The sequence below is a fragment of the Vicinamibacterales bacterium genome, from assembly GCA_036504215.1.
GTDB lineage: Bacteria > Acidobacteriota > Vicinamibacteria > Vicinamibacterales > Fen-181 > FEN-299.
On record DASXVO010000029.1, the window covers coordinates 12,851 to 35,006 of the forward strand.

A 22,156-nucleotide genomic window follows, 5' to 3' on the forward strand; every position below is an offset into this window, starting at 1 on the left:
ACGGGCACTCCCCGATTCCCCCCAAGGACTGCCGCAGCCGCCATCGCCCCTGTGAACCGCTCATCACGATGCCCGCAGCGATCGTGAAGGAGCCGCCGGACGGACGACGATCGAATCTCTGCGTGGTTTGTAGGACGAATGCGGACACTCCGACTGGTCTTCTTCGGTTGGTTGGCAGTTGCTGCTCTTGGCGCGACGGTATCGGCCCACGACGACCCCGACCATGGCGGGAACGCCGGTTCGCCGGCCGCCGTCGATGTCGGCGACCTGTGGCACAAGGTCCGGGGTCAGACGTTCGCCACGGACATCGAGACCCTCCCAGAGCCTCGGCGTTTTCTGGTTCTCACCCCATCCATCGGCTCGAAACCGTCCACCGGGCTGACCGGCGGTTTCTCCGGGAGTGGCGCGTTCTTCAGCGGCAGTCCGGGCACCACGCACATCTCGTCGCTGTCAGGGGGCTTCAGCGTCACGCAGCAGAAGCAGGCGATGCTCGGCGTCAAGCTGGCACTGTTCACCGCTGATGATCGCTGGTTCATCCTGGGGGACAATCGGCTCTCGTGGACGTCGCAGGACACGTACAGCCTGGGTGGACGCGCGCCGGGAAGCTCCGCCGAGAACCTGAGGTTCGATTCGTCCCGACTGTACGGAACCGTCTACCGTAACGTCGAGCCTGGTCTGTTCGTCGGCGTCGGGCTGAACGTCAACACGCATTCGAACGTACGGGCGAGCGCTGGCGACCCGGCGTCGTTCAACCGGTCTGCGTACGTGGCCTACAGCGCCGAGCACGGCTTCACCACCGAACACCAGACTTCCTCTGGAACGAGCGTTGGACTGCGGTACGACACCCGCGACAACGCCATCAACGCGCAACGGGGCTGGCTGGCGAGCGCAACCTACCGCACGTTCTTCCGCGGCGTGCTCGGCGGGGATTCGACGTGGCAGGAGGTGAATCTCGACGTGCGCACCTACAAGAGCCTGTCGAAGGATGGACGTCACAAGATCGCCTTCTGGTTCCTGGGCGACCTCGTGACTGGCGGGGCGGCGCCGTACTTCGACCTGCCGGCCACCGGTTCGGATGGGCGGTCAGCGCGCGGTTACAGCGAGGGCCGTTACCGGGGCGAGCATCTCCTCTATGGCGAGGCGGAGTACAGAGGCACGATTACGCGGAATGGGCTCGTCGGATTCGTCGCGTTCGCCAACGTCACGACGGTGGGCAGCGCGGAGAGCGGGGACAGGCTGTTCGGTTCCTACGCACCCGCTGCGGGTGTCGGGCTGCGCGTGCTGCTCAACAAGCGATCACAAACGAGGCTGTGCGCCGACTACGGCTGGGGCCGCGGCGGCTCGGGCGGATTCTACCTGGCCATTCAAGAGGCGTTCTGATCACCCGGAGATCTGTCTCGCCACGCTCCGCGACAGCAGGCTGGTGGACGTGAACGGTGACTCGTTCCGGCGATATCGCTCAGGCAGGTGGACAACGGACACTTCCCACTTTCCACCGTCGCCTTTCAGTTCAACAACTGCAATGGCGCCGCCATCGTCCGACCACGCGGGCAGAGTGAAGTGCCCCTTCAGCACCCGCGCCGGGCTGCGGCCGTCGGCACTGGCCACCCACAGGTCACCCTTCTCGTCCACGTAGCAGACGCGGTTCAGCTCCGCTGACGACCACCCCCACACCTCGCCGTCATACGGCTCGACGTCGCGGCGCTTGTGGATGACCAGGTTCCCCAATCTCACTTCGGTGGTCACCACCGCGCCGCCCATGTCCATCGCGTCGGCAAACCGCTTGCCCTGCGACGCGATGCCATACAACGGCAGCTTCGAGTCGGTCTTCAGTTCGATCTTGCCGAGGCCGGTCGGACTGGTCCGGCTCGATTTCAGCTTCCAGGCCTTGTCGATCCCTGGCGGTGGAGAGGCCAGGGGGCGCAGTTCCATCCCCTTGCCTGGCACCATCAGGTAGCCCAACTTGATGCCGCCGTTCTTCCTGTCCATGGCGGCGGTCTGGATGACGAGGGTCGCGCCGTCCCAAGCCAGTCCGGAGACGATGCCTCCCTGGAGCGTGGGACCGGAGATCGTCGCGACCAGTTCCCTGTCGACGCTCTGTGACACGAGCACGGCGCCCGCGGACAGGAAGAACAGTGTCGCCGGAATCAAGGCGCTGCGAACGGCGATGGACATGCCCTGTCAGCTCCTCCGCGCCCATTATGCCACGCGCGCCGAGGTTGTCGGGGGGGGCGGTGTCGCCCGGACATGACCGTCACACGTCTGCGCGCGACAAGCGGCGTGCGGCAAGCCCGATCGGCACGACCGTCCAGAGCACCAGCGAGCAGGATAGGACGACCGCGGCGCCCGTCGCGCCTCCGGTGAAACGCAGCAGAGCAAGCGAGGCGGCGCCGAAGGCAGCGGTGCCTTCGATGGCGAGCAGGGTGCCCGTCCGGACCGCATCCACCGGGTTGATGAGGACCGCGGTGATCAGCAGGCGCGAGGCGTGGCCGGAGCGAAGCAGCGAGGCCACCCCGAGCGCCGCCAGGTCGAACAACACCACCGCCACGAACCACACGACCAGCGCCACCGCGAGCGCGCGCGTCCGACGTCCCGTGCTGCCCGCCGCGATCAGCGCGGCGATCCCGAGAAACACGGCCGTCAGCACCGCCGCACCGCCTATCAGCGCGACAAACGAGGTCACGCCGTCGCTGCCCGCTCGAGAGAAGATGACCAGGCCCGACGCCCCGAAGCCCAGTGCCTGTGCGCCGATCAGCGCTTCGAACAGTCCCAGCAGTTTACCGAGCAGGATCTTCCAGCGGGCTACGGGCTGCGAGAACAGCAATTCCGCCGCGCCGCGGTCCGGCGCCAGCGCCAGGACGCCGATCACGATCGCCGTGAGCGGCACCAGCAGCAAGACCAACTGGACGAGCGACACCGCGGTGCGCGCGAACTCCTGCACGCCGCTCCCGCCCGAGAGGATGTAGCCCGACAGCGCCACGCCGAGCGACAGGGCCGCGAACACCACGGCGAAGGTCTGCGTCCACCGCGAACGGACCGCCAGCGTCAGCTCCTGCCGGGCGCACAGCAACAAGGCGGAACGTGAGGTAGTGAGCGTCATCGGGGGGCCTGTCCTCCTGGTGGTCCAGCCGGGCCGAAGATCTCCGGGATCCCGACCGGGACGCCGCCCTTGGTGTCGGGATCGGCGAGCCGGGACGCTGCGTCGACGTAGGCGACGAGGTGCGAGCCCATTGGCGTCTCGAGCCGATCGACCCGCGTGAAGGTCGCGCTCGACGCGAGCACCCACGCCCGGGTCCGGTGATCCGCTACGTAGGCAACGGCGCCTTGCGGAAGCCGCGTCTCCTGACGGAGAAACGCGGCCAGGCACCCGATGTCGTCGAAGAACATCGGCTCCTCTCCCGGCGCCACCACCTGCGCGGCGACGCGCGGGTCCGACACGGTCATCCGGCAGAATCGGCACGCGTCGTGGCGAGGGTCGAGCGTGGCCGGCCCTGGCGGTCCGCCGCCACACGAGGCGGCGAGAATCACGGTGGCGACGACGGCGACGACCCACAACCGCGGCGCGTTCACCGGTGCTCTCCCACGAGTTCCCGATACAGGAGGTCGAGCCGTCCCTCCTCGGTCGTAATCGCGCGGATCTCACCGCCGGCAGCCCGAATCCGGTCGAGGATCTCGGGACGACCAGACGCCGGCCCGTGGACCACGATCTCGTCGGACGACCAGGCCGCATCAGGCCCCAGGGCGGCCAGGAACACGGCCGGCTCTGGTCCACCGGGGGCGAGGCGTACGCGCATCACACCCCGGTCGCCAAGGCGCTCGTGCAACTCCGCGCGGGTCAGCGTGGCAACCAACTGCCCTTCCACCAGCACGGCGAACCGATCGGCCAGGCGCTCGACGTCGCCCAGTTGGTGCGACGTGAACAGCACGGTCCCGTGGTCCTGCTTCCGGCGTTCCATCAGCGTGTAGAACGCGGACAGGCCCTCCGGGTCGAGCGCAGCTGTCGGCTCGTCAAGCAACATCACGGGCGCCTCGGCCAGCATGGCGACGGCCAGGCCGAGGCGTTGGACCATGCCGCCCGAATACGTGCCGACCGCCCGCCCGCTCGCGCCGTTGAGCGCCGCGAACCGCAGCACATCGCCGGTGCGACCGGGGCCGGCACCGCGCAGCTCGCGATAGAACTCGACGACCTCATAGCCGGTCAACGCTTCGGGGAACGAGACCTTCTGCGGCAGGTATGAGATGTCACGTCGTGCGTGGGGCTCTGACGCCGGACGGCCCGGCTCGCCCAGGAGCACCTGGCCGCGGCTCGGGCGGATCAGCCCGGCGGCAGCCTTGAGCGACGTGGTCTTCCCAGATCCGTTCGGCCCGAGCAGCGCAACGGCCTCGCCGCGGCGGACATCGAGCGACAGGTCGATCACGGCGCGATGCGCCCCGAAGGACTTCGTGAAGCTCCGGAACGCAATCATGGCCGGGCGCCTTTCCTCCGCGCCACCCGCGCCCCCTTCGTGAGGACGACGCCACCCGCACCGGCCACGGCGACCGCGATCGCGATTCCGCGCACATCGCCCGCGGACCGGTCCTGGCGCGCGGGGGGCACCGCCGGGAGCGACGGGGGGCGCACGAGCGGCGACCGGTCCTCGGGCGACACGGCCTCGAGCACCGGAAACGCGCGTTCAGCCAGCCCGAGCGCGGTCGCCGCAAAGCTCTGGGCGATGAGGTCTGCCGCAATCAGATTGCCCCGCAGGTGATCGAAGACGCTCGACAACCGAAATGGCCTGTCGCTACGGCCGTCGCCGTCGAGGTCCGGCTCGTCGTTGTCGGACCAGTAGTTGCCGTCGAATGTCGTGTCCGTCCGCTTTCCCACCAGCGACAGCGGTGTCATGTTGCCGACGAACGAGTTCCCCTCGAACCGCACGTCCGCGCACGATGCGAACAGCACGATCGCGATGTCGGATTGGGCGACGATGTTGCGGCGAAACACGTCGCGGCGCGAACCTTCGAGAAAGATCCCCCGGGCGTTGTCCGCGATCAGGTTGTCCTCCGCGATGACATCGTCGCACCCCTGGAAGAGCAGGCCAACCGACGCAAACCCGCGGTTGTGGAGGAAGCGATTGCGGCGGAAGACGATCCGCCGCGAGTACATGATCGCGGTGCCGGCGGCACCGTTCTCGAACACGTTGTCCTCGAACAGGTTGTCATCGGAGAACATGTAGTGGAGGCCGTAGCGGACGTCCCGAACCTGGTTCCCGCCGATATGGCCTTTCGAGGACGACTGCAGGTAGATCCCGTCGCGCGCCTCGACGATCACGTTCTGCTCGAGGCGAAACCCTTCCGTGTTCCACGCATGGATTCCGGATCCCTTCTCGCCGGGATCCCTGCCCGGGATGCCGTTGATGCGGCAGCGGACGACCCGGGTGCCGTGCGCCTCGCGAAGATAGACTCCGAAGAGCGAGCGGCGCACGTAGCAATCTCGAATGGTAGCCCGCCGTCCGGCGACGTGGATCCCGGACGAGTCGCGGCCGAGGTCGCCCCCGTTCCGGCCATCCACGTCGAACCCGTCGATCACCACATCGTCGGCCCTCACGCGGATGACGCTGCCGACGCCGGACCCCACGAGCAGCGGGCGTCCGTGCCCAATGAGGGTGATCGGCCGATCGATCTCCAGATCGCCGGTGTAGGTTCCCGCGGCGACCTCCACCGTGGCGCCGGAGGCTGCGTCGTCGATCCGTCGCTGGAGTGGCGACACCTGTCCGGAGGCCGGGCGGGGCTCGAGCGTGCCCGGCGACGTGCCATGGTCCGCGATGCCCTGCGGTCCCACGGCCGAGACGGCCGCGAGAGCCAGCGCGAGGATCACGCGCTCCCCATCCGCCGCGCGCGCCCAGCGCTTCGCCACGCGAGGAACAACGCCAGCAGCAGGGCCGGGACCACCAGGCCCAGCGCGTACGACGCGGCCGCCGGGTACGAATACACCTCGAAATTCGCCAGCTGCTTGTAGCCGAACATCGGCGGCATGAACGCCGGGACCTTGACCGCCGCAGTCGGCGCCAGCGAGTGACCGTAGCTGTACATTTTGAATGCGAACGACCAGATGGCAAACCCGGCGAAGTAGAGATACAAGACGATCACGTCAACCAGCTGCGACATCGTGCCGTGAACCGCCGCACGCAGGAACAACAGACCGAGCGCGCCGACCACGAACGGCAGCCACTTGAACTCGGTGAAGTCGTCGGTGACCAGGTCCTTCATCCCGATGTAGTGGTTGAGGACGTTGATCTCCTTCACGTCCTGGCCGCGGTTTCCCCCGTCCAGCTTGTAGCTGTAGATGTCCATTCGCAGGCCATCCGGGTACTGCGGGGCGAACATCGTCAGGTTCCACAGCGGAAAGATGTAGACCGCAACCAGCAGCACGGCTGCAAGGACGAGCAGCACGCGCGACCGCAGGTCCAGCGGCACGGCCATGAACCCATTCGCCCGTTCGATGAGCCTTTGCATCATCCGTCTCCACCACGACGACAGGGGCGCGGCGCGCCGCGCCCCCATCGCCGCGCGGCAGCGGGATTACTTCTTCTTGACGATCAGGTAGCCCTGCATCTCCTGGTGGAGCGCCGAGCAGAAGTTCGTGCAGTAGTACGGGAACACGCCGGCCTTGTCGACCTTGAACGTCACGGTCTTGGTCTCGCCCGGGTCGACGACCACGTTGATGTTGTAGTCGAGCAACCCGAGGCCGTGCAGTTCGTCGGTCGTCTGCTCGATGTTGGTGAGCGCGATCGTGACGATGTCGCCCTCGTTCACCTCGATCGCGGACGGCGTGATGGTCGACCGCACGAGCACGGTCTTGACGATGACCTTGTTGCCCTGACGGGTCACCCCCGCGTCCTTCACATCCCAGACCGCGAGCGGATGCTTGTTCTCTTCCTTCGGGTAGACCTCGATCGGGTGCAACTTGTCGGCCTTCACCATCTGCGCGTAGTGCGGCTCGGGCTCGGTGAACGCATCGTAGAGAAGCTTCATCTTCTCCTCGGAGATGTCCACGAGCTGTGACGATTCCGGCTGCGACGGCCCGACCGAGAGGTGCCGCCCGTGCGAGAGCTTGTTGAGACCGACCAGGTACTTGCCGTCGGGCGAGACCGTGTCGCCCTCGGCGGCGGTCAGATGGCCGATCGAGTAGGACATCGGTATCTTGTCCACGACCTCCCAGGTCCCGAGCTTCCACTTTGCGATGGCGCTGTCGACAAACAGAGACGTGTAGGCCCAGCCGTCCGGCGCGAACTGCGTGTGGAGTGGCCCGAGACCGACCGTGACCTCCGCTTCCTTGATCGACTCGTACTTCAGTACAGGGATCCCGTCCTCATCGCCGGTGAAGTCCTTGTTGCGAATCGCCGTCTGGATCTTCTCGAAATTGAACACGGTCGTGACACCCTGGAGCTTGCCCGAGCCCACGATCCACTTTCCGTCGGGCGCGACGTCCACCCCGTGCGGCGACTTTCCGCACGGCATCAGGTAGACGATGCCCGGCACCTTCTTCGGATCGAGGACCTTCACCCCGCCGATCAGCTCGCCCTTGCCCTCGGCAATCGCCTTCTCGGCGGCCTTCCAGTCCACCGCCGCGATGTAGTCGCGATCGCGCTGCGACGCGGTGACCTCGAGCTTGCCCGTCGCCCGCTCGGCGTTGTAGCAGGTCCAGAACATCCACCCGTCCGACATCTTCTTGCCCGCGTCGCCGAGGTCGTAGTCGAACGGCGGCATCAAGATTTCCCAGCCCATCGAGATCTGGCCCGTCTTCGGATCGATCTTCATCGCCGCCACGACGCCCTTGTACTCGGTGGCGTACTTGTCGATACCGACCACGGTGCCCTTCGGGATCGGGATCGAGAAGCGCGACGCCATCATCGAGTAATCCGTGTTGGGCGTCACGAACGCCGACCCATGGTTCCCCGACACGTTCGGCACCGGGCCGAAGATCTGCTTGGTCTTGAAGTCCCGCAGATCGATGCGCGCCACGCGGCCGTTCATGTCGTTGACGAACAGCCAGCGACCGTCGTAGTCGCCGGCGGTCTCCGAGAGAGCCGGGTGGTGCACGTCACCCCAAGTCAGCCCGCCCAACATGGCCTTCGACTCGTCGTCGAACCCGTAGCCGGTCCCCGGGTAGGGCGTGAACACAGGGATCGTCGACAGGTGGCGCATGGACGGCACTCCGTACACGTAGACCTGCCCCGAATGGCCGCCGGAAGAGAACATGTAGTACTCATCAAGATCGCCGGGCGCCACGTAGGTCTTCTGCGCCGCCACCGCCATGTCAGATGCACCCGCCGCGGCCTTCTTTGCCTTTGGCGCGGTCGGCGCGCATTTGCCGGCCATGACGCCAAGCGCCAGGACGGCAACGAGCGTAAACAGGGTTCTCACGCGAGCCGTCAGCTTCATGCAGCCTCCTCCCAGGGGGCCGACGCGGGGCGCGGCCCCGAACTCACACGACGTTCGGTCTCGTGGTTCGATTCACCAGGGCAGCCAGGTCATGCGTTCGCACGCCTGGCCATCTGTGCTCACTCAACGGCCTGCGGGCGGCTTCGGCGCCCTCTCGGTCTCGGCCTTCTGCCGCTGGTATTCGGCAAACGCCTCCCGCAGCTTCTGGATTGCCACCTGCTTCTCGGCCGGCGACAGGATGATCTGTCTCGAGAGAACGACTGACATCGTCCCGGTGGGGTTCATGAAGAAGTCATCCACCGTGCGACCGAACCGGCGCTGCGTGTCCTCGACGGCGACGGACAGGTCGGGGCCGATCTGCGCCGGGCTCTTCACCCCGAGCGAGGAGATGTTGTGGCACACGAAGCATCCGGTCTTCACGAACCACGCGCCGGGACCGGTCTTCATCCGCTCCTCCTCGACCTTCTCGTCGGGGGTCTGCGGGTCGGTGCGCGGGACGCCGGCGACGAATTCGGCCGGCACCGGAGTCTTCCGCCACGACTGGACCAGGATGGCGAGCGACTGCGCGTCCTTGGTCCCGAAGTTGAAGTTCGGCATCACCGTGTCGGCCACCAGCGCCTTCGGGTCCTTCAGGTGGGCGACATGCCACGCGAACGCCGTCTTCTGACCGGACAGCCGGCTGTAGTCGTACTGTTCAGGCGCCTTGTCGCCAACGAACGTGAGATCCGGCCCGATCGTGCCGCCCCGCCCGTTGATCGTGTGGCATGCCCGGCACCCCTTCTCCCTGACCAACCGCTTGCCGAGGTTGATCGCGTCGGCCCCCTTGGTCTCACGGTCGTACCGATGACAGACGTTGCAGTTCATCTGCATCAGCGCGTGCTTGTTGTCCGCGATCGAATAGGCCTCGCCAAGGTCCTTTCCGAGCATCGGCTCCTCCCAGAACGCCACAGGACCGTGCGCCGGCTCGACGTCGACCGCCCACCCCTGTCCGCCGTGGCACGACGTGCACCCGAAGCGCTCGGGCGGGTGCGCTCGCAACAGGTCCGCGGGATGTGTGCGGTGGGGTTCGTCCGCCGTCTCGAAGCCCTTCCACGCTGTGGCCTGGTGGCAGGTGACGCATCGATCGGCGTGTCCCAGCGCCGGCACCCAGATCTGCTGGAGACCCGACGGCACCACGCGCGCCTTCTCCTGGCCGAACTTGTCGGCGACCATCTGGTGGAATTCGCGCTGGTAATAGCGCCACTCGTGCTCGCGGTCGTTCCGGGTGAACAGCACCGTTGACACCACCAGCAGCAGGCCGACGACGGCCAGCACGGGCCGATCCCGGCGCGGGTAGGGCGAGTTGGTTCGCTGTTCCATGTCAGAGCCTCGTCGGGATCTCGGGCCACGTCTCCCACGGCCAGTACAGGTGCCAGTACGGGCCGCGCATGAACGTCCCGACCAGTGTGAGGATGAGAACGACCGCGACGACACCCAGGAACACGAGGTTCTGCGCCCGTCGCGTCCGCGGGAACCACGAGCCGGCCGCGGCGCCGGGGCTCCGGTCGATCCACGGCCAGGCCGTGAGCAGCCCGACCAGCACGCCCGGCAACAGGACGCCGCCAAGGAACGCACCGTTGATCGTGAACGTCCCCAACCGGATCGTCGTGTCCGTCACGATCTCCTGCAGCCAGAGGAAGTACCACGGCGCCTTGGCCGGATTCGGGGTGACGAGCGCATTGGCCGCTTCCTCGAGCGGCGACCGCATCAGCGCCGCCATGATGCTGAGCACGGCGAACGTGCCGAGCACGACGATCGCCGTGCGTCGAGTGAGGTCGGGCACCGCGTTCACGGTCGCATCGGCGGCCTCGAGCGTCGTCGTGCGGACGGCCGGCGAGGTCCCGCGGGCCACGCCGAGGAGCGCGTAGGTCTTCGTTGTCGAAGCCGGGCTCGCCACCGGCGCGGGCAGGACCGACGCCCGGTCCGCTCGTGCCAGCCCGCCGTCCTTGCGCACCCGCCACATGTGATACGCGAAGAGCGCGCCGAGCGCCGCCGGCAGGACGATGACGTGCAGCGCGTAGAACCGGATGAGCGTCGGCTGGTCGATTCCACGCCCTCCGATCAGCAACTCGCGTATCGAGGGCCCGATCCACGGGATCGACGACGCGATGTTCGTGCCCACGGTCACCGCCCAGAACGCCAACTGGTCCCACGGCAGGAGGTAGCCGGTAAACGACAGGAACAGCGTGAGCAGGAGCATGACCACCCCGATCACCCAGTTCCATTCCCGGTGCTGGCCCTGCCCGACGCCGTTCTTGTACGCCCCGGTCAGAAACACCCTGACGAGGTGCAGGAACACCGCCGCGACCATCAGGTGCGCCGCGAACCGGTGAACCGCGCGGATCCACGATCCGAACGTGATCGCGTACTCGATGTCCTTCACCGACCCGTAGGCGCGCTCGACCGACGGCACATACAGGAACAGCAGCGGTCCGCCCGAGAGCACCAGCAGCAGCAACAGCGCCGCCGACACGGTGCCCAGCCAGAATGAGTAGGACCAGTCGAGCGATGACCTCTCGACCTTGGCCGGGAACCAGTGCAGCAGGAAATTCGAGACGATGGCGTCGCCGGACTGGCGGTCCGATCGGGGCCGCAGGCTCCAGAGACGTCGTGCGTGCACGCCGGGCGCTTCGGCCCGGGCGCGCGGCGTCGTGGCTGGCAGGCTCATGCGCACTCCTCCCTACGCGGTCGTGAGCCGGAAGTCGTGGCCCACTTCGTTGGCCAGGTCCACGACGAGTTGACCGTCATCCGACGCGAGCGACAGGTGGTACCACGCGAGTGGCCGCGGCGCGGGCCCTGACACGTTCCCCCCATCGCCGGTGTACTTCGACCCGTGGCACGGACACAGGAAACGGTGCGTGAGGCGGAGCGCCTTGCCGTCAACCGTGCGGGCCTCCGGATTCGAGAGCGCCTCGGCGCGGACCGTGCAGCCCAGGTGGGTGCACACCGCCGAAATCGCGTGGAACACCGTGCCCTCGCGGAAGATGAACAGCCGCTGGTCAGGAAGGAACTTGAGCCCGTCGGGGAACTCGGCGGGCAGGCCCACCTTCACCGTCGTGGGCGCGTCATAGGACACGTTGGGCACCAGCGAGCGGAGCGAGGCGGCGCCTTGGTAGCCGAGGGCCGCGATGCCCGCGCCGGTGCCGAGGGTCAGGAGAAAGTCACGCCTGTTCTGCGGTTCGCCCATGGATGCCTCGCTCGTTCGTATCGTCGAACCGTTCGGTAATGGCAAACTGCTCCATCGTCATCGCGTCGGTCGGGCAGCGTGTGGCGCACAGCCCGCAGCGGATGCACCGCTCGTCGTCCTTCACCATGGCCGACAGCGGCAGACCGCTGTCCCCGGCCCGCTCGATGAGCGTCTGGCGAGTGTCGGCACCGAGGCCGAGTTCCTCGAACGGCACGATGGCCAGACAGTACTCTGGACACACGTCGACGCACCGGTTGCACAGAACGCACTTCTCGGGGTCGTAGATGGTTTGGACGTGGCAGACGAGGCAGCGGGCGGCCTGCCGGCGCGCGTCCGATTCGGAATAGCCGGATTCGACCTCCGCGATCCCCGTGCGACGTCCAAGATCCAACGTCGGCGGAGCCGCGCGATCGAGTTCCTCGAAGCCGGCAATCATCCGGTAACGGGGCGTCGGGATCTTGGCGATGTCGAGACGGACGTCGAGCGGTGCGTCGTGCGGCGCGAGGAACTGGTGGATCGACCGTGCGGCCCGCTTGCCGTTCGCCACGGCGTCGATGAGATTGCGCGGCCCGAACGCGACGTCGCCGCCGGCGTACACCCCGCGAGCAGTGGTCGCCAGCGTGACCGGATCGATGCGAATCGTTCCGCCGGGAGCCAGCTCGACGCCATCCTCCGGCCTCAGGAACGCCAGGTCGGCGCGCTGACCAACCGCCAGGACGCATGCATCGGCCTCGACCGTGACGACATCGCCGTCGTCGTACGCAGGTGCGAATCGGCCAGTCGCGTCGAAGACCGACGTGACGGCGCGAAGCTCGATGGCCTGCAGGCGGCCCTGGCCGACGAAACGGTTCGGTCCGCGCCTGGGGACGAACCGAACGCCCTCGTTCTTCGCCTCCTCGAATTCCTCGTGTCCCTGGGTCGTTCGAAGGACGGGCATCTCGTCGAAACTCTCGAGCGAGACGATGGTGACCTCACGGGCCCCGCCGCGCAGCGCCGCCCGCGCCGAATCGAGCGCCTCCTTGGCGTGCGAGGCCGATTCCGCCGCGATCTCTCCGAGAGCGTCGATGCCGGCGTCGGCACCGAGCCGCAAGGCCGTTCGGGCCGCATCAAAGGCCACGAACCCCCCGCCGATCACCACAACTCGCCGGCCAAGATCCGCACGGTAGCCCCGGTTGACGTTGAGCAGGTAGTCGACCGCCTTGACGACGCCGTCGAGCTCGATGCCCGTCACCTGGATGTCGCGGCCCTTGGAGACACCGACCGACAGGAAGATCGCCTCGAAGCCCAGCTCCCTGAGAGCGGCGAGGCCGAAGTCGGGCGACAGGGTGACGCCCGTTTTCAGCGTCACGCCGAGCGCCAGGATCTTGTCGATCTCCGCCCGGATCAATGAGCGAGGGAGGCGGTATTCCGGGATGCCAAACCGCATCATCCCGCCGGGCTCGTCGGCGGACTCGAACACCGTCACCGCGTGGCCGAGCAGCGCGAGGTCGTGCGCGGCCGCCAGGCCTGCCGGCCCGGCGCCCACGACCGCGACACGAGAGCGTGAAGCCGGCGCGTCGGGCGTCCGCACCGCACTGGACGGCGTCACGGGAAGGTGGCCGGCGTATCGATTGCCCTCGTCGATGAGCGTCGTGAGCAGGCGGTCCTGAGTGCCGGGTTGCGTCGATTCGACGCCGTACTGCTCGGTGACGAACCGCTTGAGGGCGCGGATGGAGATTGGGGCGTCAATCGCGGCCCGGCGGCATGCGTCCTCGCAAGGCGCAGCGCAGACCCGACCGCAGACGGACGCAAATGGATTGGGAGCCCGGGCGACGAGGTACGCATCCTCGTCCCGCCCGTCGGCAATCAGTTGCACATACCGACCCGCGTCGGTGGCGACCGGACAACCCGACTGGCACTTGACCTGGGCCTTCCAGTGGTCCAGATCGGGGAGGCGGACGGGCAAAGCCATACGTCCCTCAGGGCGGGAGTGTCGCCTCGACCGAGCGCGGCGCTCAATCAGGGCACGAGCATTTCTGCTCAATCGTTTCGACCGGACCGTCCTGACTCCGAAGCGGACGCCGCCGACCGACCCCCACCCGGGGGATGACTCGGTTGTAGATGTGAAATCTACTACGGTCGCTCCGGCTCCGCAAGATCACCCACCTTGCAGCGACGCGATGCTACCCGGACGGCGGCTGGAGTCCTGATGATCCAGGTCATACGGCATGAACAACGCGGAACGAGGCGCGCAGAGGGATGCCGCGGCATCACGCACAGGCGATACCAGCTGCCACCGCTGGAGTCCCGACAGGAAATTGAATGAGGGCATACCACGATGCGTGTTGCCGCCGGTGGTCTTCCAGAATGGCGCCTCGCCGCGGCTGGAGCGGCCGTCCACGCCGGGTCACGCACGCCGACCTGCGCGCCGGCCGGTGTTACCAAACGGTCCCGCAGCACTCTGTATGACCGAGGGCGGGTCATGAGGCTCGCCACAGGGGAGGATACGGACATGCTGGCACACGACAGGAACTGGATTGTGGTTGCGCTCGCGGCGAGCGCGTTGATCGTCGGTGGAACGAACCGGTTGGCGGCGCGGCAGGACAACGCGATGGGCCATGAAACGGCGCGGCCCGCGGCGGCCACCGCGCGATCGGCGATCGACCACGCGCAGTTGCGGCAGGACATGCGGAAGCTCTGGTCCGATCACGCGATCTGGACCAGGGAGTATATCGTCGCGGCGGTGGACGGCACACCCGACGCACAGGCGGCGGCCACCCGGCTTCTGAGAAACCAGGACGACATCGGGCGGGCCATCGCGTCCTTCTACGGAGATGCCGCCGGCGAGAAACTGACCGGCCTGCTGAAGCAACACATTCTCATTGCCGTCGACCTCGTGGCCGCAGCGAAAGCAGGCGACCACGCCAAGTCCGCCGCCGCGGATCGCGCATGGACGGCCAATGGGGAGCAGATCGCGGACTTCCTGAGCCGAGCGAACCCCAACTGGCCGAGGGCGGCCGTCGCCGACATGATGGCCATGCACCTGGCGACGACGACCAAGGAGGTCGTGGCGCGCCTCAACAAGAAGTGGGATGACGATGTCCAGGCGTTCGACGAGGTGTACTCGCATCTGATGAAGATGGCGGATGTCCTGACCGACGGCATCGTCAAGCAGTTCGCCGCCGGAGCGTGATCCGGACCGCAGTGGCCGGCGTCGGTTCGGCTGGCAGATCGGATCTCGGAAGCCTGGGTTGTGCTGGTGGGCGCGTCGTGATCAGACCTCGGAACGGGATGGTGGAGCCACCCTGGCCAGCGGCAGGAACACGGTGACCGTGGTTCCCTGGTTCTCGACGCTCTCGATCACGATGCGCCCACCGCATCGCATCACCAGGTCCCGCACGATCGTCAGGCCGAGGCCGGTGCCACGTTCCTCCACCGCCTTTGCGTTCCTCGCCCTGAAAAACTCCCCGAAGAGGCGCGGCTGTTCTTCCACTGGGATCCCGATCCCCGTGTCGGCCACCACGATCCGCGCACGCTCCCCCTTCGCGCGCAAGCTCGACGCGCACGCCGCCGACGCGCGTGTACTTCACGGCGTTTCCCACGAGGTTGTCGGCCATGCGGTCGACTCCCGCCTCGTCCGACCACACCGAGAGGCCCTCCTCAGGGCAGGAGAATTGAAGCGACACGTTCTTGGCACGGCTGGCAGCATCGAACCTCGCGCACACGCGCCGGAGCGCCTCGGCCAGGTCAACGAGCCCCTGCGTCGTCTTTTCCTCGCGGACATCGGTCCGGCCCGCGGCCAGATCGAGCAGGTCGTCCACGAGCGTCCAGAGAAACGCGATGCGGTGCCGGAGAACGAAGAGGGGAATCGTGCGGCAGAGCGAGGAGCCCGCCGCGGAACACGGGAGGAGGGCCGCGCCGAATGGCGTCGACGCGGCCATGGCCCTCGAGGAATCCGGATCGGGTCTCCACCCGCAGGCAGTAGTCCCTGTCCGGCGAGGTTGATGCTCCGATTTCCTACCGCTTGACGAGCTCCACGCGCCGATTGCGGGCGCGGCCGTCCTCGGCGTCGTTGCTGGCGACCGGAGCGAGCGGGCCGACGCCACGGCCGACAAGACGCGCGGCGGCGATTCCGTGCTTGGCCACGAGCGCCTGCACCACCGCGTCGGCACGGGCCTGCGACAGTCTCGTGTTCACGTCCAGCGACGAGACGTTGTCCGTGTGGCCGACGACGAAGACCTTCAGCGCCGGGTCCGCCGTGAGGAACTTCGCAATCTCCGCGACGGCGGCATCCGACTCCGCTTTCAGCTCGGACTTGCCGGTGTCGAAGTAGATGCCCGGGACCTCCACGTGGCCGGCGGCCTTCAGGCCCGACTGGAAGAGCTCCGCGCTCGCGATCACTTCCTGCACCATCGCCTGTTTCTCGACGATGGTCAGGAGGTACCCCTTCATCCAGGCGGTATCGACCTGCGCCCAGATCTCCTGGCCGTTCCTGGACACTTTCAGGACCGTGTACCGCTGGTCTTCGTACTGGACGGCGCCGCCGATCTTGGCGACGGCCTGCTGGTGGTTGCGGATGATAGCCAGCGGGCTCGGGGCCGTCTGCCCCGCATCCGTCTGGTACTTGATCTCGAAGCGCCGGCCCTCCACCGCCTGTGTCGTCTTGCCGGTCTTGAAGACCACGCGGTCGAAATCGGTCGCTTTGCACAACACGATGCGCATGCCCTGCATGCGAGAGAAGAGCGGGTGGTCCTTGCAGCCGGCGGCATCCGGCGATTTTGCCTGCGGGGCGTTTCCCTCCCGGAATCCGATATGGTGCCACGGATGTTATCACTGTGGCACCGCTCTCCTCCGGTGGCCGCCTCATTCGCTACGTGGCTGCGCCAGCTGACGCCTCCTTGGGCGCCCAGGACACGTCCATGCCCGCCCGCTTGTAGAGCGAGAGCAGAGCGGCCTTGTCTACGGTTCGGGTATAGGCCTCCTCGGGGGAGACGACCTGTCTCTTCACCAAGTCGAACAGGGACTCGTTCATCATGCACATGCCGAATTTCTTGCCGGCCTGCATGATGGACGGGATCTGAAACGTCTTGGCCTCGCGAATCAGGTTGCACACCGGAGGCGTGGCGATCAGCACCTCGAGCGCGGCCACGCGGCCCCCGCCAATCTTCCGGCACAGGACCTGGCTCACGACCGCGCGCAGGCTCTCCGCCAGCATGATCCGGATCTGCTGCTGCCGATCCGCCGGGAACTGGTTGATGACCCGGTCGACCGTGGACGGCGCCGACGAGGTGTGGAGCGTGCCGAACACGAGGTGCCCTGTCTCGGCGGTCTCGATGGCGATCGCCACGGTTTCGAGGTCGCGCATCTCGCCCACCAGGACGATGTCCGGGTCTTCGCGCAGCGCGGCGCGCAGCGCGTGCTTGAACGAGTCGGTGTGGCCGCCCACCTCCCGCTGGTTCACGAGGCACTTCTTGTTCTCGTGGACGAACTCGAGCGGGTCTTCGATCGTGATGATGTGGTCGCTTCGGTTGCGGTTGACGTAGTCGATCAGGGCGCAGAGCGTCGTGGACTTCCCCGACCCCGTCGGGCCCGTGATGAGGACGAGGCCTTTCGGGAGGTGACAAACCTCGAGGAGTTCTCGCGGGAGAGCCATCTCCTCGGCCGTCATGATCTTGCTCGGGATCACGCGGAAGACGCCACCCGGACCCTTCCGATCGACGAACAGGTTGCAGCGAAATCGCGCGAGCCCCGCAATTTCGTAGGCGAAATCGGTATCGTGGCGCTCGGCGTACTCCTGGCGGTACCGCGGCGGGGCAATCGGCAGCAGCAGCCGCTCCGTATCGGCGGCCGTCAGCGCCGCGCGCCCGGCAATGGCCTCGATCTGGCCATCGTGCCGCAACAGGGGCGGGGATCCAGCGGACACGTGCAGGTCGGACGCCTTCCGTGCCACCATCAACCGGAACAACTCCTCGATCTCGGGCGTCCCGGGCGTCACCGGAGCGCGGGCGTCGGGCTCGGCGGGCCGCCCTTCGGGCACCGTCGCTCTACCGTCCAATGCCATCGAGGCCTGGCAGTGCGGGCAGCGGATCGAGAACGAACCGGCCGGCACTCTCGCGTCGTCGATGAGCAAGCGTCGCGCACACTGTGGGCAGGTCACTTCCACGCTATGTCTCCCGTATCTCGGCAACCCTGGAAATGCGGTCCTTCTGGATGAGGTGCTGCCTGTGGCCAGACTGCACGAGCAGAAACGCCTCGGGCCGATTCAGATGGTCGACCAGCCGGCGCTGGTTCTCCGGCATGTCGATGACAATCTCGCCCTCGAAACGCTCGCTTCCCGCTTCGACGAGAACGTGGCGGACGAGGGCCGCCGAATCCCACGACCGCTCGTCCTCCCGTGAGGGTGACGCCACGGACAGCGACAGCACCTGGCGCTTGTTCACCAGGACGGTCGACCCTCCCTCACCTGACCGGAACGGGAAGAACGATGACGGGCCGTTGATCCACTCCTGGGGGAGCATCGGCCCGGTCTGCAGCGCGGACAGCACGGGCAGGTAGCAGGTGCCGTGAAGCACGGTGCCATCCAGACACTGGATATCTGTTTCTACCTGAACCGTTGGGACCCTGAGATCATCCATATACGTCTGCTCGGAGGGCTCGGGTGCGGCCGCCAGAGGCCGGCCTTCCAAGGAACAATCGGCATGTTGGGCCGTCCGCATGACCGCTGTCGTCGAACTGGTGCCCGGGAAGCTGTTCGAGGAGACCATCTGCACGGGTGTCGGCATTCCCCACCCGGCGGGCGCAATGGGGCGGTAATTGCGGGGGCCGAAGCGGAGAGCAGTATTCGGCAGGCTGCCGGGCGCGGCGCGGCGCGCCGCGCCCGGACGGTGCACAGGTCGTCGGCGGGCCTGAGCCCGCCGGTCTATAGGTTGAACCGGCCCACCAACTGCTGGAGCTGGCCGGCCATGGTCGCGAGCGACCGTGCCGCCCCCTGCGTGTCGGCCGCTCCCCTGGTCGTGCCGTCGGCTGCAGTGGCCACGCCGGCGATGTTGCGCGCGATCTCCGCGGACCCGCGCGCCGCCTCGGTGATGTTCCGCCCGATCTCGTTGGTCGTCGCCGTTTGCTCCTCCACCGCCGAGGCGATGGTGTTCGACACGTCGTCGATTTGGCTGATGAGGGCGCTGATTTGCCGGATGGCTTCCACCGCTCCGCTGGTGTCCCCCTGGATGGCGGCGATCTTCCCGCTGATGTCCTCGGTCGCCTTCGCCGTTTCCTTGGCCAGTTCCTTCACTTCGTTGGCCACCACGGCAAATCCCTTGCCGGCATCCCCGGCCCGGGCCGCCTCGATGGTCGCATTGAGCGCCAGGAGGTTGGTCTGTTCGGCAATCGACGTGATGACCTTGATGACGTTGCCAATCTCGGTCGAGGAATCGCCCAGCTTCTGGACTGTCTGGTTGGTGGTGTCAGCCACCCCAACGGCGTGCTTGGCCATCCGGGCCGCCTCGTTCGCGCTCTTGGCGATCTCGCGCACCGACGCGAGCATCTCCTCGGCGCTCGTGGCGACGACGGTCAGGTTACGCGAGATCTGCTCGGAAGCGGCCGAGACGACGCCCACCTGGGTCGAGGTCTCCTCGGCGTTGCCCGTCATCTGCTGGCTGATGGCTCCCAGTTCTTCCGCCGAGCCGCCCAGTGCCTGGGCGTTCTGCGTGATCTGCTCGATGTTCTCCCTGAGGCCTGTCACCATCGTGTTGATGGAGGTCTTCATGGCGGCATGGTCGCCAACGTAGGCCCCGGCCACCTGGACCCGCAGATCCTGCTTGGCCACCTTCTCGAGGACGGCCGCGGCTTCATTCAGTGGCTTGATGATCGCATCGAGCGTGTCGTTGACCCCCTGGATGATCGCGCGAAAGTCCCCCTGGTGCTTCGCCGCGTCAGCGCGCATCGCGAGTCGCCCTTCGATGGCCGCTTGCGACAAGGCTGTGGCATCCTGGACGAGGGCGCGCACGCCACGGACGGTGCCGTCGAGGCCGGCGTTGACCTTCGCAAACAACTCGGCTACCTGCCGGGTGTCGGCGTCGGACGAGCCGACGGTGGTATCTACCGCGAGATTGCCCAGCGAGAGACGCTCGAGGTTGACGACCAGCTTGTTCACCTCTTGGCCCTGGAAGTCGGCCTGCTTCTTGGCGACCCGCGCCGCGGTCTTGACGGCGGTAAGGTCGGTGGCCACCTCCATCGCGCCGACGACCCGCCCCGTCTCGTCCTTGATCGGGACGCCGGAGTAGGCGATGTCGAGCGCCTTGCCCTGAGGATGCACATCTGTCTCGCCACTGACCATCTGGCCGCGCGCCATGCACTGCCCCGTGGCACAGCGATCGGTTCCGCAGTCTGCCGCGCGGAGGTGATCGCGGCACTGCGTGCCCAGCAGCGCCTGCAGCGGCCGGCCGGTGAGGTCGGAGATCACTCGGTTGGCGTACTGGATGCGGAACTCGCGGTCGATGATGAAGGCCGGTGTCGGCATTACGTCGATCAGCGCGACCACCGCGTCGAGCGTGTGGTTGAGACCGTCGATGACCTTCCGGAAGTCCCCCTGGTGTTTCGCTGCGTCGGCGCGAACCGTCAGCCGGCCGGTGGCGGCCGTCCGCGCCAGTCCGTCGGCATCGGCAACCATCAGGTTGACCGCCTGGATGCAGGTGTTGAGGTTGTTCTTGATCTCGTTGAAGTCGCCCCGGTATTCGTCGGTGATTCGCGGCGGAATGTCCCCCTTGCTGATCCGATCGACGTATTCGGCCGCCATGTTCAGCGGTCCGATGACCGCGTCCAGCGTGTTGTTGACCCCCTGGATGGTCTTCCGGAAATCGCCCTGGTGGCGCGACGCATCCGCGCGCGCGTCCAGCTTGCCCTCCACGGCTGAGGTCGCCAGCGACGTCGCGTCGGCGACTAGTCGCTCGATGGCGTCGATGCAGGTATTGAGGTTGTTCTTCAACTCGTTGAAGTCGCCGCGGTACTCCTCGGTGACCCGCGACGGTATGTTGCCCTTGCTGATCCGATCGACGTATTCGGCCGCCATGTTGAGCGGCCCGATGACCGCGTCCAGCGTGTCGTTGAGGCCGCGCAGGATCTTCCGATAGACGCCCGCCGACTTCTCCGCGTCCACGCGCACCGCGAGCCGGCCTTCCCTGGTGCCGGTAATCGCCACGCCGATCTGGTCCACCAGGATCCCGAGGGCGCCGATGCAGGTATTGAGGTTGTTCTTCAGCTCGTTGAAATCGCCCTGGTACGTGTCGGTGATAGCGGGCGGGATGTCGCCCTTGCTGATGCGGTCCACATATTCCGCCGCCATGTTCAGCGGGCCGATGATGGCATCGAGCGTGTCGTTGACGCCCTGGATGATCTCGCGATAGCCCCCTTCGAACTTGGCGACGTCGCCGCGGGTGGCCAGCTTGCCATCGACCGCCGAGCGCGACAACATGGCCGCTTCGCCGACCAGGCCACGCAGGGCGGTGACGGTCGCCTTCAGTGCCGGCGCGATCTCATCCTCGGCATCCTTCGCGTGGACCTCGACAGAGAGATCGCCGCGAGCGATCTTCTGGAGCGCCGCGACGACGTCGCCCTGGAGGGCGTCGGCGAACTGGTCCATGGCGCTCGTCAGCTGTCCGATCTCGTCCTTACGGCCGAGGCGCAACCGCCGGCCGAGGTGCCCCTTGGTCAGCTCCCGCATCATCTCGACGCCGCGGGCGAGCGGCCGCGTGATGCTGGAACTGATGACGAGGCCGAGACCGACGGCGAGCAGAAAGCCGACGAACCCGGCGGTCGCCATCTGGCGTGCGGACGACCTGGCCGTCTCGTTGCTCGCGGTTTCGAGGGCTTCAGCACTCGCGACGTTGAAACTCACGAGTGTGCCGATGGCCGCTCCTACCGCCTTTCGGGAATTCGCCGTCTTGCCGCCGTCGCGTGTCGCGTCGATCACGGCTTTCGATCGACCCGCCTTCGTCTCCGAGAAACTCCACTCCACCTGTGCCAGGTAGTCCCGAAGCGCGGCGTCGAACACGGCCAACGCCGCCTTCTTCTTCTCGTCCTTCGTCAAGAGGGCGTACTTCGCAGCTTCGCCCTTGATGGTCGCGATGGATTTGGCCGCGTTCTGCACAGTCAACTCGTACTCGTCGGGGAGGAGCACGACCTTGTAGACGTCTCCCCGAAGCCGGTAGAGTTCGGCGTTGACGATCGCCAGCTGTGTCGTCGGAACGAACTCGTTCGCATAGAGCGAACTCTGGTTCGCCTGCATGTCACCGATGTTTCGATAACCAAGAACCGCGACCACGCCGAGCATCAGCGCGACCGCGAGGAATCCTCCGACGAGCTTGACGCCCGTCTTCAGATTGTTGAGTGATGCCATCGACCTTCTCCCGCCGTATCTTTGCGGCACGTCATGATGAGGTAATGAATGAGGCCTTGCTTCGAAGTCGAGTAACCAAGAATCGGACCGGGCGCTCTCGTAGGCACCGCGGCGGGGCCGTTCAGGCGAACGCCCGAATC

General features: G+C 66.8%; 18 protein-coding genes. 2 read left to right on the forward strand and 16 right to left on the reverse strand.

Going from position 1 to position 22,156, the window contains the following annotated elements; all coding sequences use genetic code 11:
• Positions 1-138 precede the first annotated feature (138 nt).
• Positions 139-1,380, forward strand: coding sequence for a BamA/TamA family outer membrane protein (locus tag VGK32_07420; GenBank protein HEY3381580.1), 1,242 nt, complete (start codon positions 139-141; stop codon positions 1,378-1,380).
• Here VGK32_07420 and VGK32_07425 read toward each other — a convergent pair whose 3' ends face one another.
• The 11 genes from VGK32_07425 to VGK32_07475 all read right to left on the reverse strand — a co-directional run bounded on the left by VGK32_07425 (position 1,381) and on the right by VGK32_07475 (position 13,598).
• Positions 1,381-2,175: a hypothetical protein gene (locus VGK32_07425; protein ID HEY3381581.1), complete on the reverse strand. Its 795-nt coding sequence runs from the start codon at positions 2,173-2,175 to the stop codon at positions 1,381-1,383.
• Positions 2,176-2,254: 79 nt separating this feature from the next.
• Positions 2,255-3,100 (reverse strand): ABC transporter permease subunit, encoded by an 846-nt coding sequence (locus VGK32_07430; GenBank protein HEY3381582.1) that lies wholly within the window; start codon positions 3,098-3,100, stop codon positions 2,255-2,257.
• The gene (locus VGK32_07435) at positions 3,097-3,570 is read right to left on the reverse strand and encodes a nitrous oxide reductase accessory protein NosL (GenBank protein HEY3381583.1); all 474 of its coding nucleotides are present in this window, start codon (positions 3,568-3,570) and stop codon (positions 3,097-3,099) included. The genes VGK32_07430 and VGK32_07435 overlap by 4 nt, the downstream gene beginning before the upstream one ends.
• Positions 3,567-4,466 carry an ABC transporter ATP-binding protein gene (locus VGK32_07440; GenBank protein ID HEY3381584.1) on the reverse strand — a complete coding sequence of 300 codons (900 nt, stop codon included), beginning with the start codon at positions 4,464-4,466 and terminating at the stop codon, positions 3,567-3,569. The genes VGK32_07435 and VGK32_07440 overlap by 4 nt, the downstream gene beginning before the upstream one ends.
• Positions 4,463-5,893 (reverse strand): nitrous oxide reductase family maturation protein NosD, encoded by a 1,431-nt coding sequence (gene nosD / locus VGK32_07445; protein HEY3381585.1) that lies wholly within the window; start codon positions 5,891-5,893, stop codon positions 4,463-4,465. The genes VGK32_07440 and nosD overlap by 4 nt, the downstream gene beginning before the upstream one ends.
• A complete protein-coding gene (locus tag VGK32_07450; protein HEY3381586.1) occupies positions 5,851-6,495 on the reverse strand; it encodes a hypothetical protein in 645 nt (214 codons plus the stop codon). Before VGK32_07450 ends, nosD begins: the two co-directional genes overlap by 43 nt.
• Before the next feature lie 63 nt (positions 6,496-6,558).
• On the reverse strand, positions 6,559-8,421 hold the full coding sequence (gene nosZ / locus VGK32_07455; GenBank protein ID HEY3381587.1) for a Sec-dependent nitrous-oxide reductase: 1,863 nt from the start codon (positions 8,419-8,421) through the stop codon (positions 6,559-6,561).
• Positions 8,422-8,544: 123 nt separating this feature from the next.
• On the reverse strand, positions 8,545-9,780 hold the full coding sequence (locus tag VGK32_07460; GenBank protein ID HEY3381588.1) for a c-type cytochrome: 1,236 nt from the start codon (positions 9,778-9,780) through the stop codon (positions 8,545-8,547).
• A gap of 1 nt (position 9,781) precedes the next feature.
• A complete protein-coding gene (locus VGK32_07465) occupies positions 9,782-11,128 on the reverse strand; it encodes a cytochrome b N-terminal domain-containing protein (protein ID HEY3381589.1) in 1,347 nt (448 codons plus the stop codon).
• 12 nt (positions 11,129-11,140) lie between these two features.
• On the reverse strand, positions 11,141-11,647 hold the full coding sequence (locus VGK32_07470; protein ID HEY3381590.1) for a ubiquinol-cytochrome c reductase iron-sulfur subunit: 507 nt from the start codon (positions 11,645-11,647) through the stop codon (positions 11,141-11,143).
• The gene (locus tag VGK32_07475; GenBank protein ID HEY3381591.1) at positions 11,622-13,598 is read right to left on the reverse strand and encodes an FAD-dependent oxidoreductase; all 1,977 of its coding nucleotides are present in this window, start codon (positions 13,596-13,598) and stop codon (positions 11,622-11,624) included. The genes VGK32_07470 and VGK32_07475 overlap by 26 nt, the downstream gene beginning before the upstream one ends.
• Before the next feature lie 540 nt (positions 13,599-14,138).
• Between VGK32_07475 and VGK32_07480 the strand changes: the two genes are divergently transcribed.
• Positions 14,139-14,819, forward strand: a complete 681-nt coding sequence (locus VGK32_07480; protein ID HEY3381592.1) for a hypothetical protein — start codon at positions 14,139-14,141, stop codon at positions 14,817-14,819.
• Positions 14,820-14,900: 81 nt separating this feature from the next.
• Here VGK32_07480 and VGK32_07485 read toward each other — a convergent pair whose 3' ends face one another.
• From VGK32_07485 to VGK32_07505, 5 genes are all read right to left on the reverse strand, one after another.
• Entirely contained in the window at positions 14,901-15,179 is a 279-nt protein-coding gene (locus VGK32_07485) for an ATP-binding protein (protein HEY3381593.1), read from the reverse strand.
• Between the two features lie 464 nt (positions 15,180-15,643).
• Positions 15,644-16,348: an OmpA family protein gene (locus VGK32_07490; protein HEY3381594.1), complete on the reverse strand. Its 705-nt coding sequence runs from the start codon at positions 16,346-16,348 to the stop codon at positions 15,644-15,646.
• Between the two features lie 148 nt (positions 16,349-16,496).
• Positions 16,497-17,687: a type IV pilus twitching motility protein PilT gene (locus VGK32_07495; GenBank protein HEY3381595.1), complete on the reverse strand. Its 1,191-nt coding sequence runs from the start codon at positions 17,685-17,687 to the stop codon at positions 16,497-16,499.
• 103 nt (positions 17,688-17,790) lie between these two features.
• The gene (locus tag VGK32_07500; protein ID HEY3381596.1) at positions 17,791-18,198 is read right to left on the reverse strand and encodes a hypothetical protein; all 408 of its coding nucleotides are present in this window, start codon (positions 18,196-18,198) and stop codon (positions 17,791-17,793) included.
• Positions 18,199-18,545: 347 nt separating this feature from the next.
• Positions 18,546-22,016: a methyl-accepting chemotaxis protein gene (locus tag VGK32_07505; GenBank protein HEY3381597.1), complete on the reverse strand. Its 3,471-nt coding sequence runs from the start codon at positions 22,014-22,016 to the stop codon at positions 18,546-18,548.
• Positions 22,017-22,156: the final 140 nt, after the last annotated feature.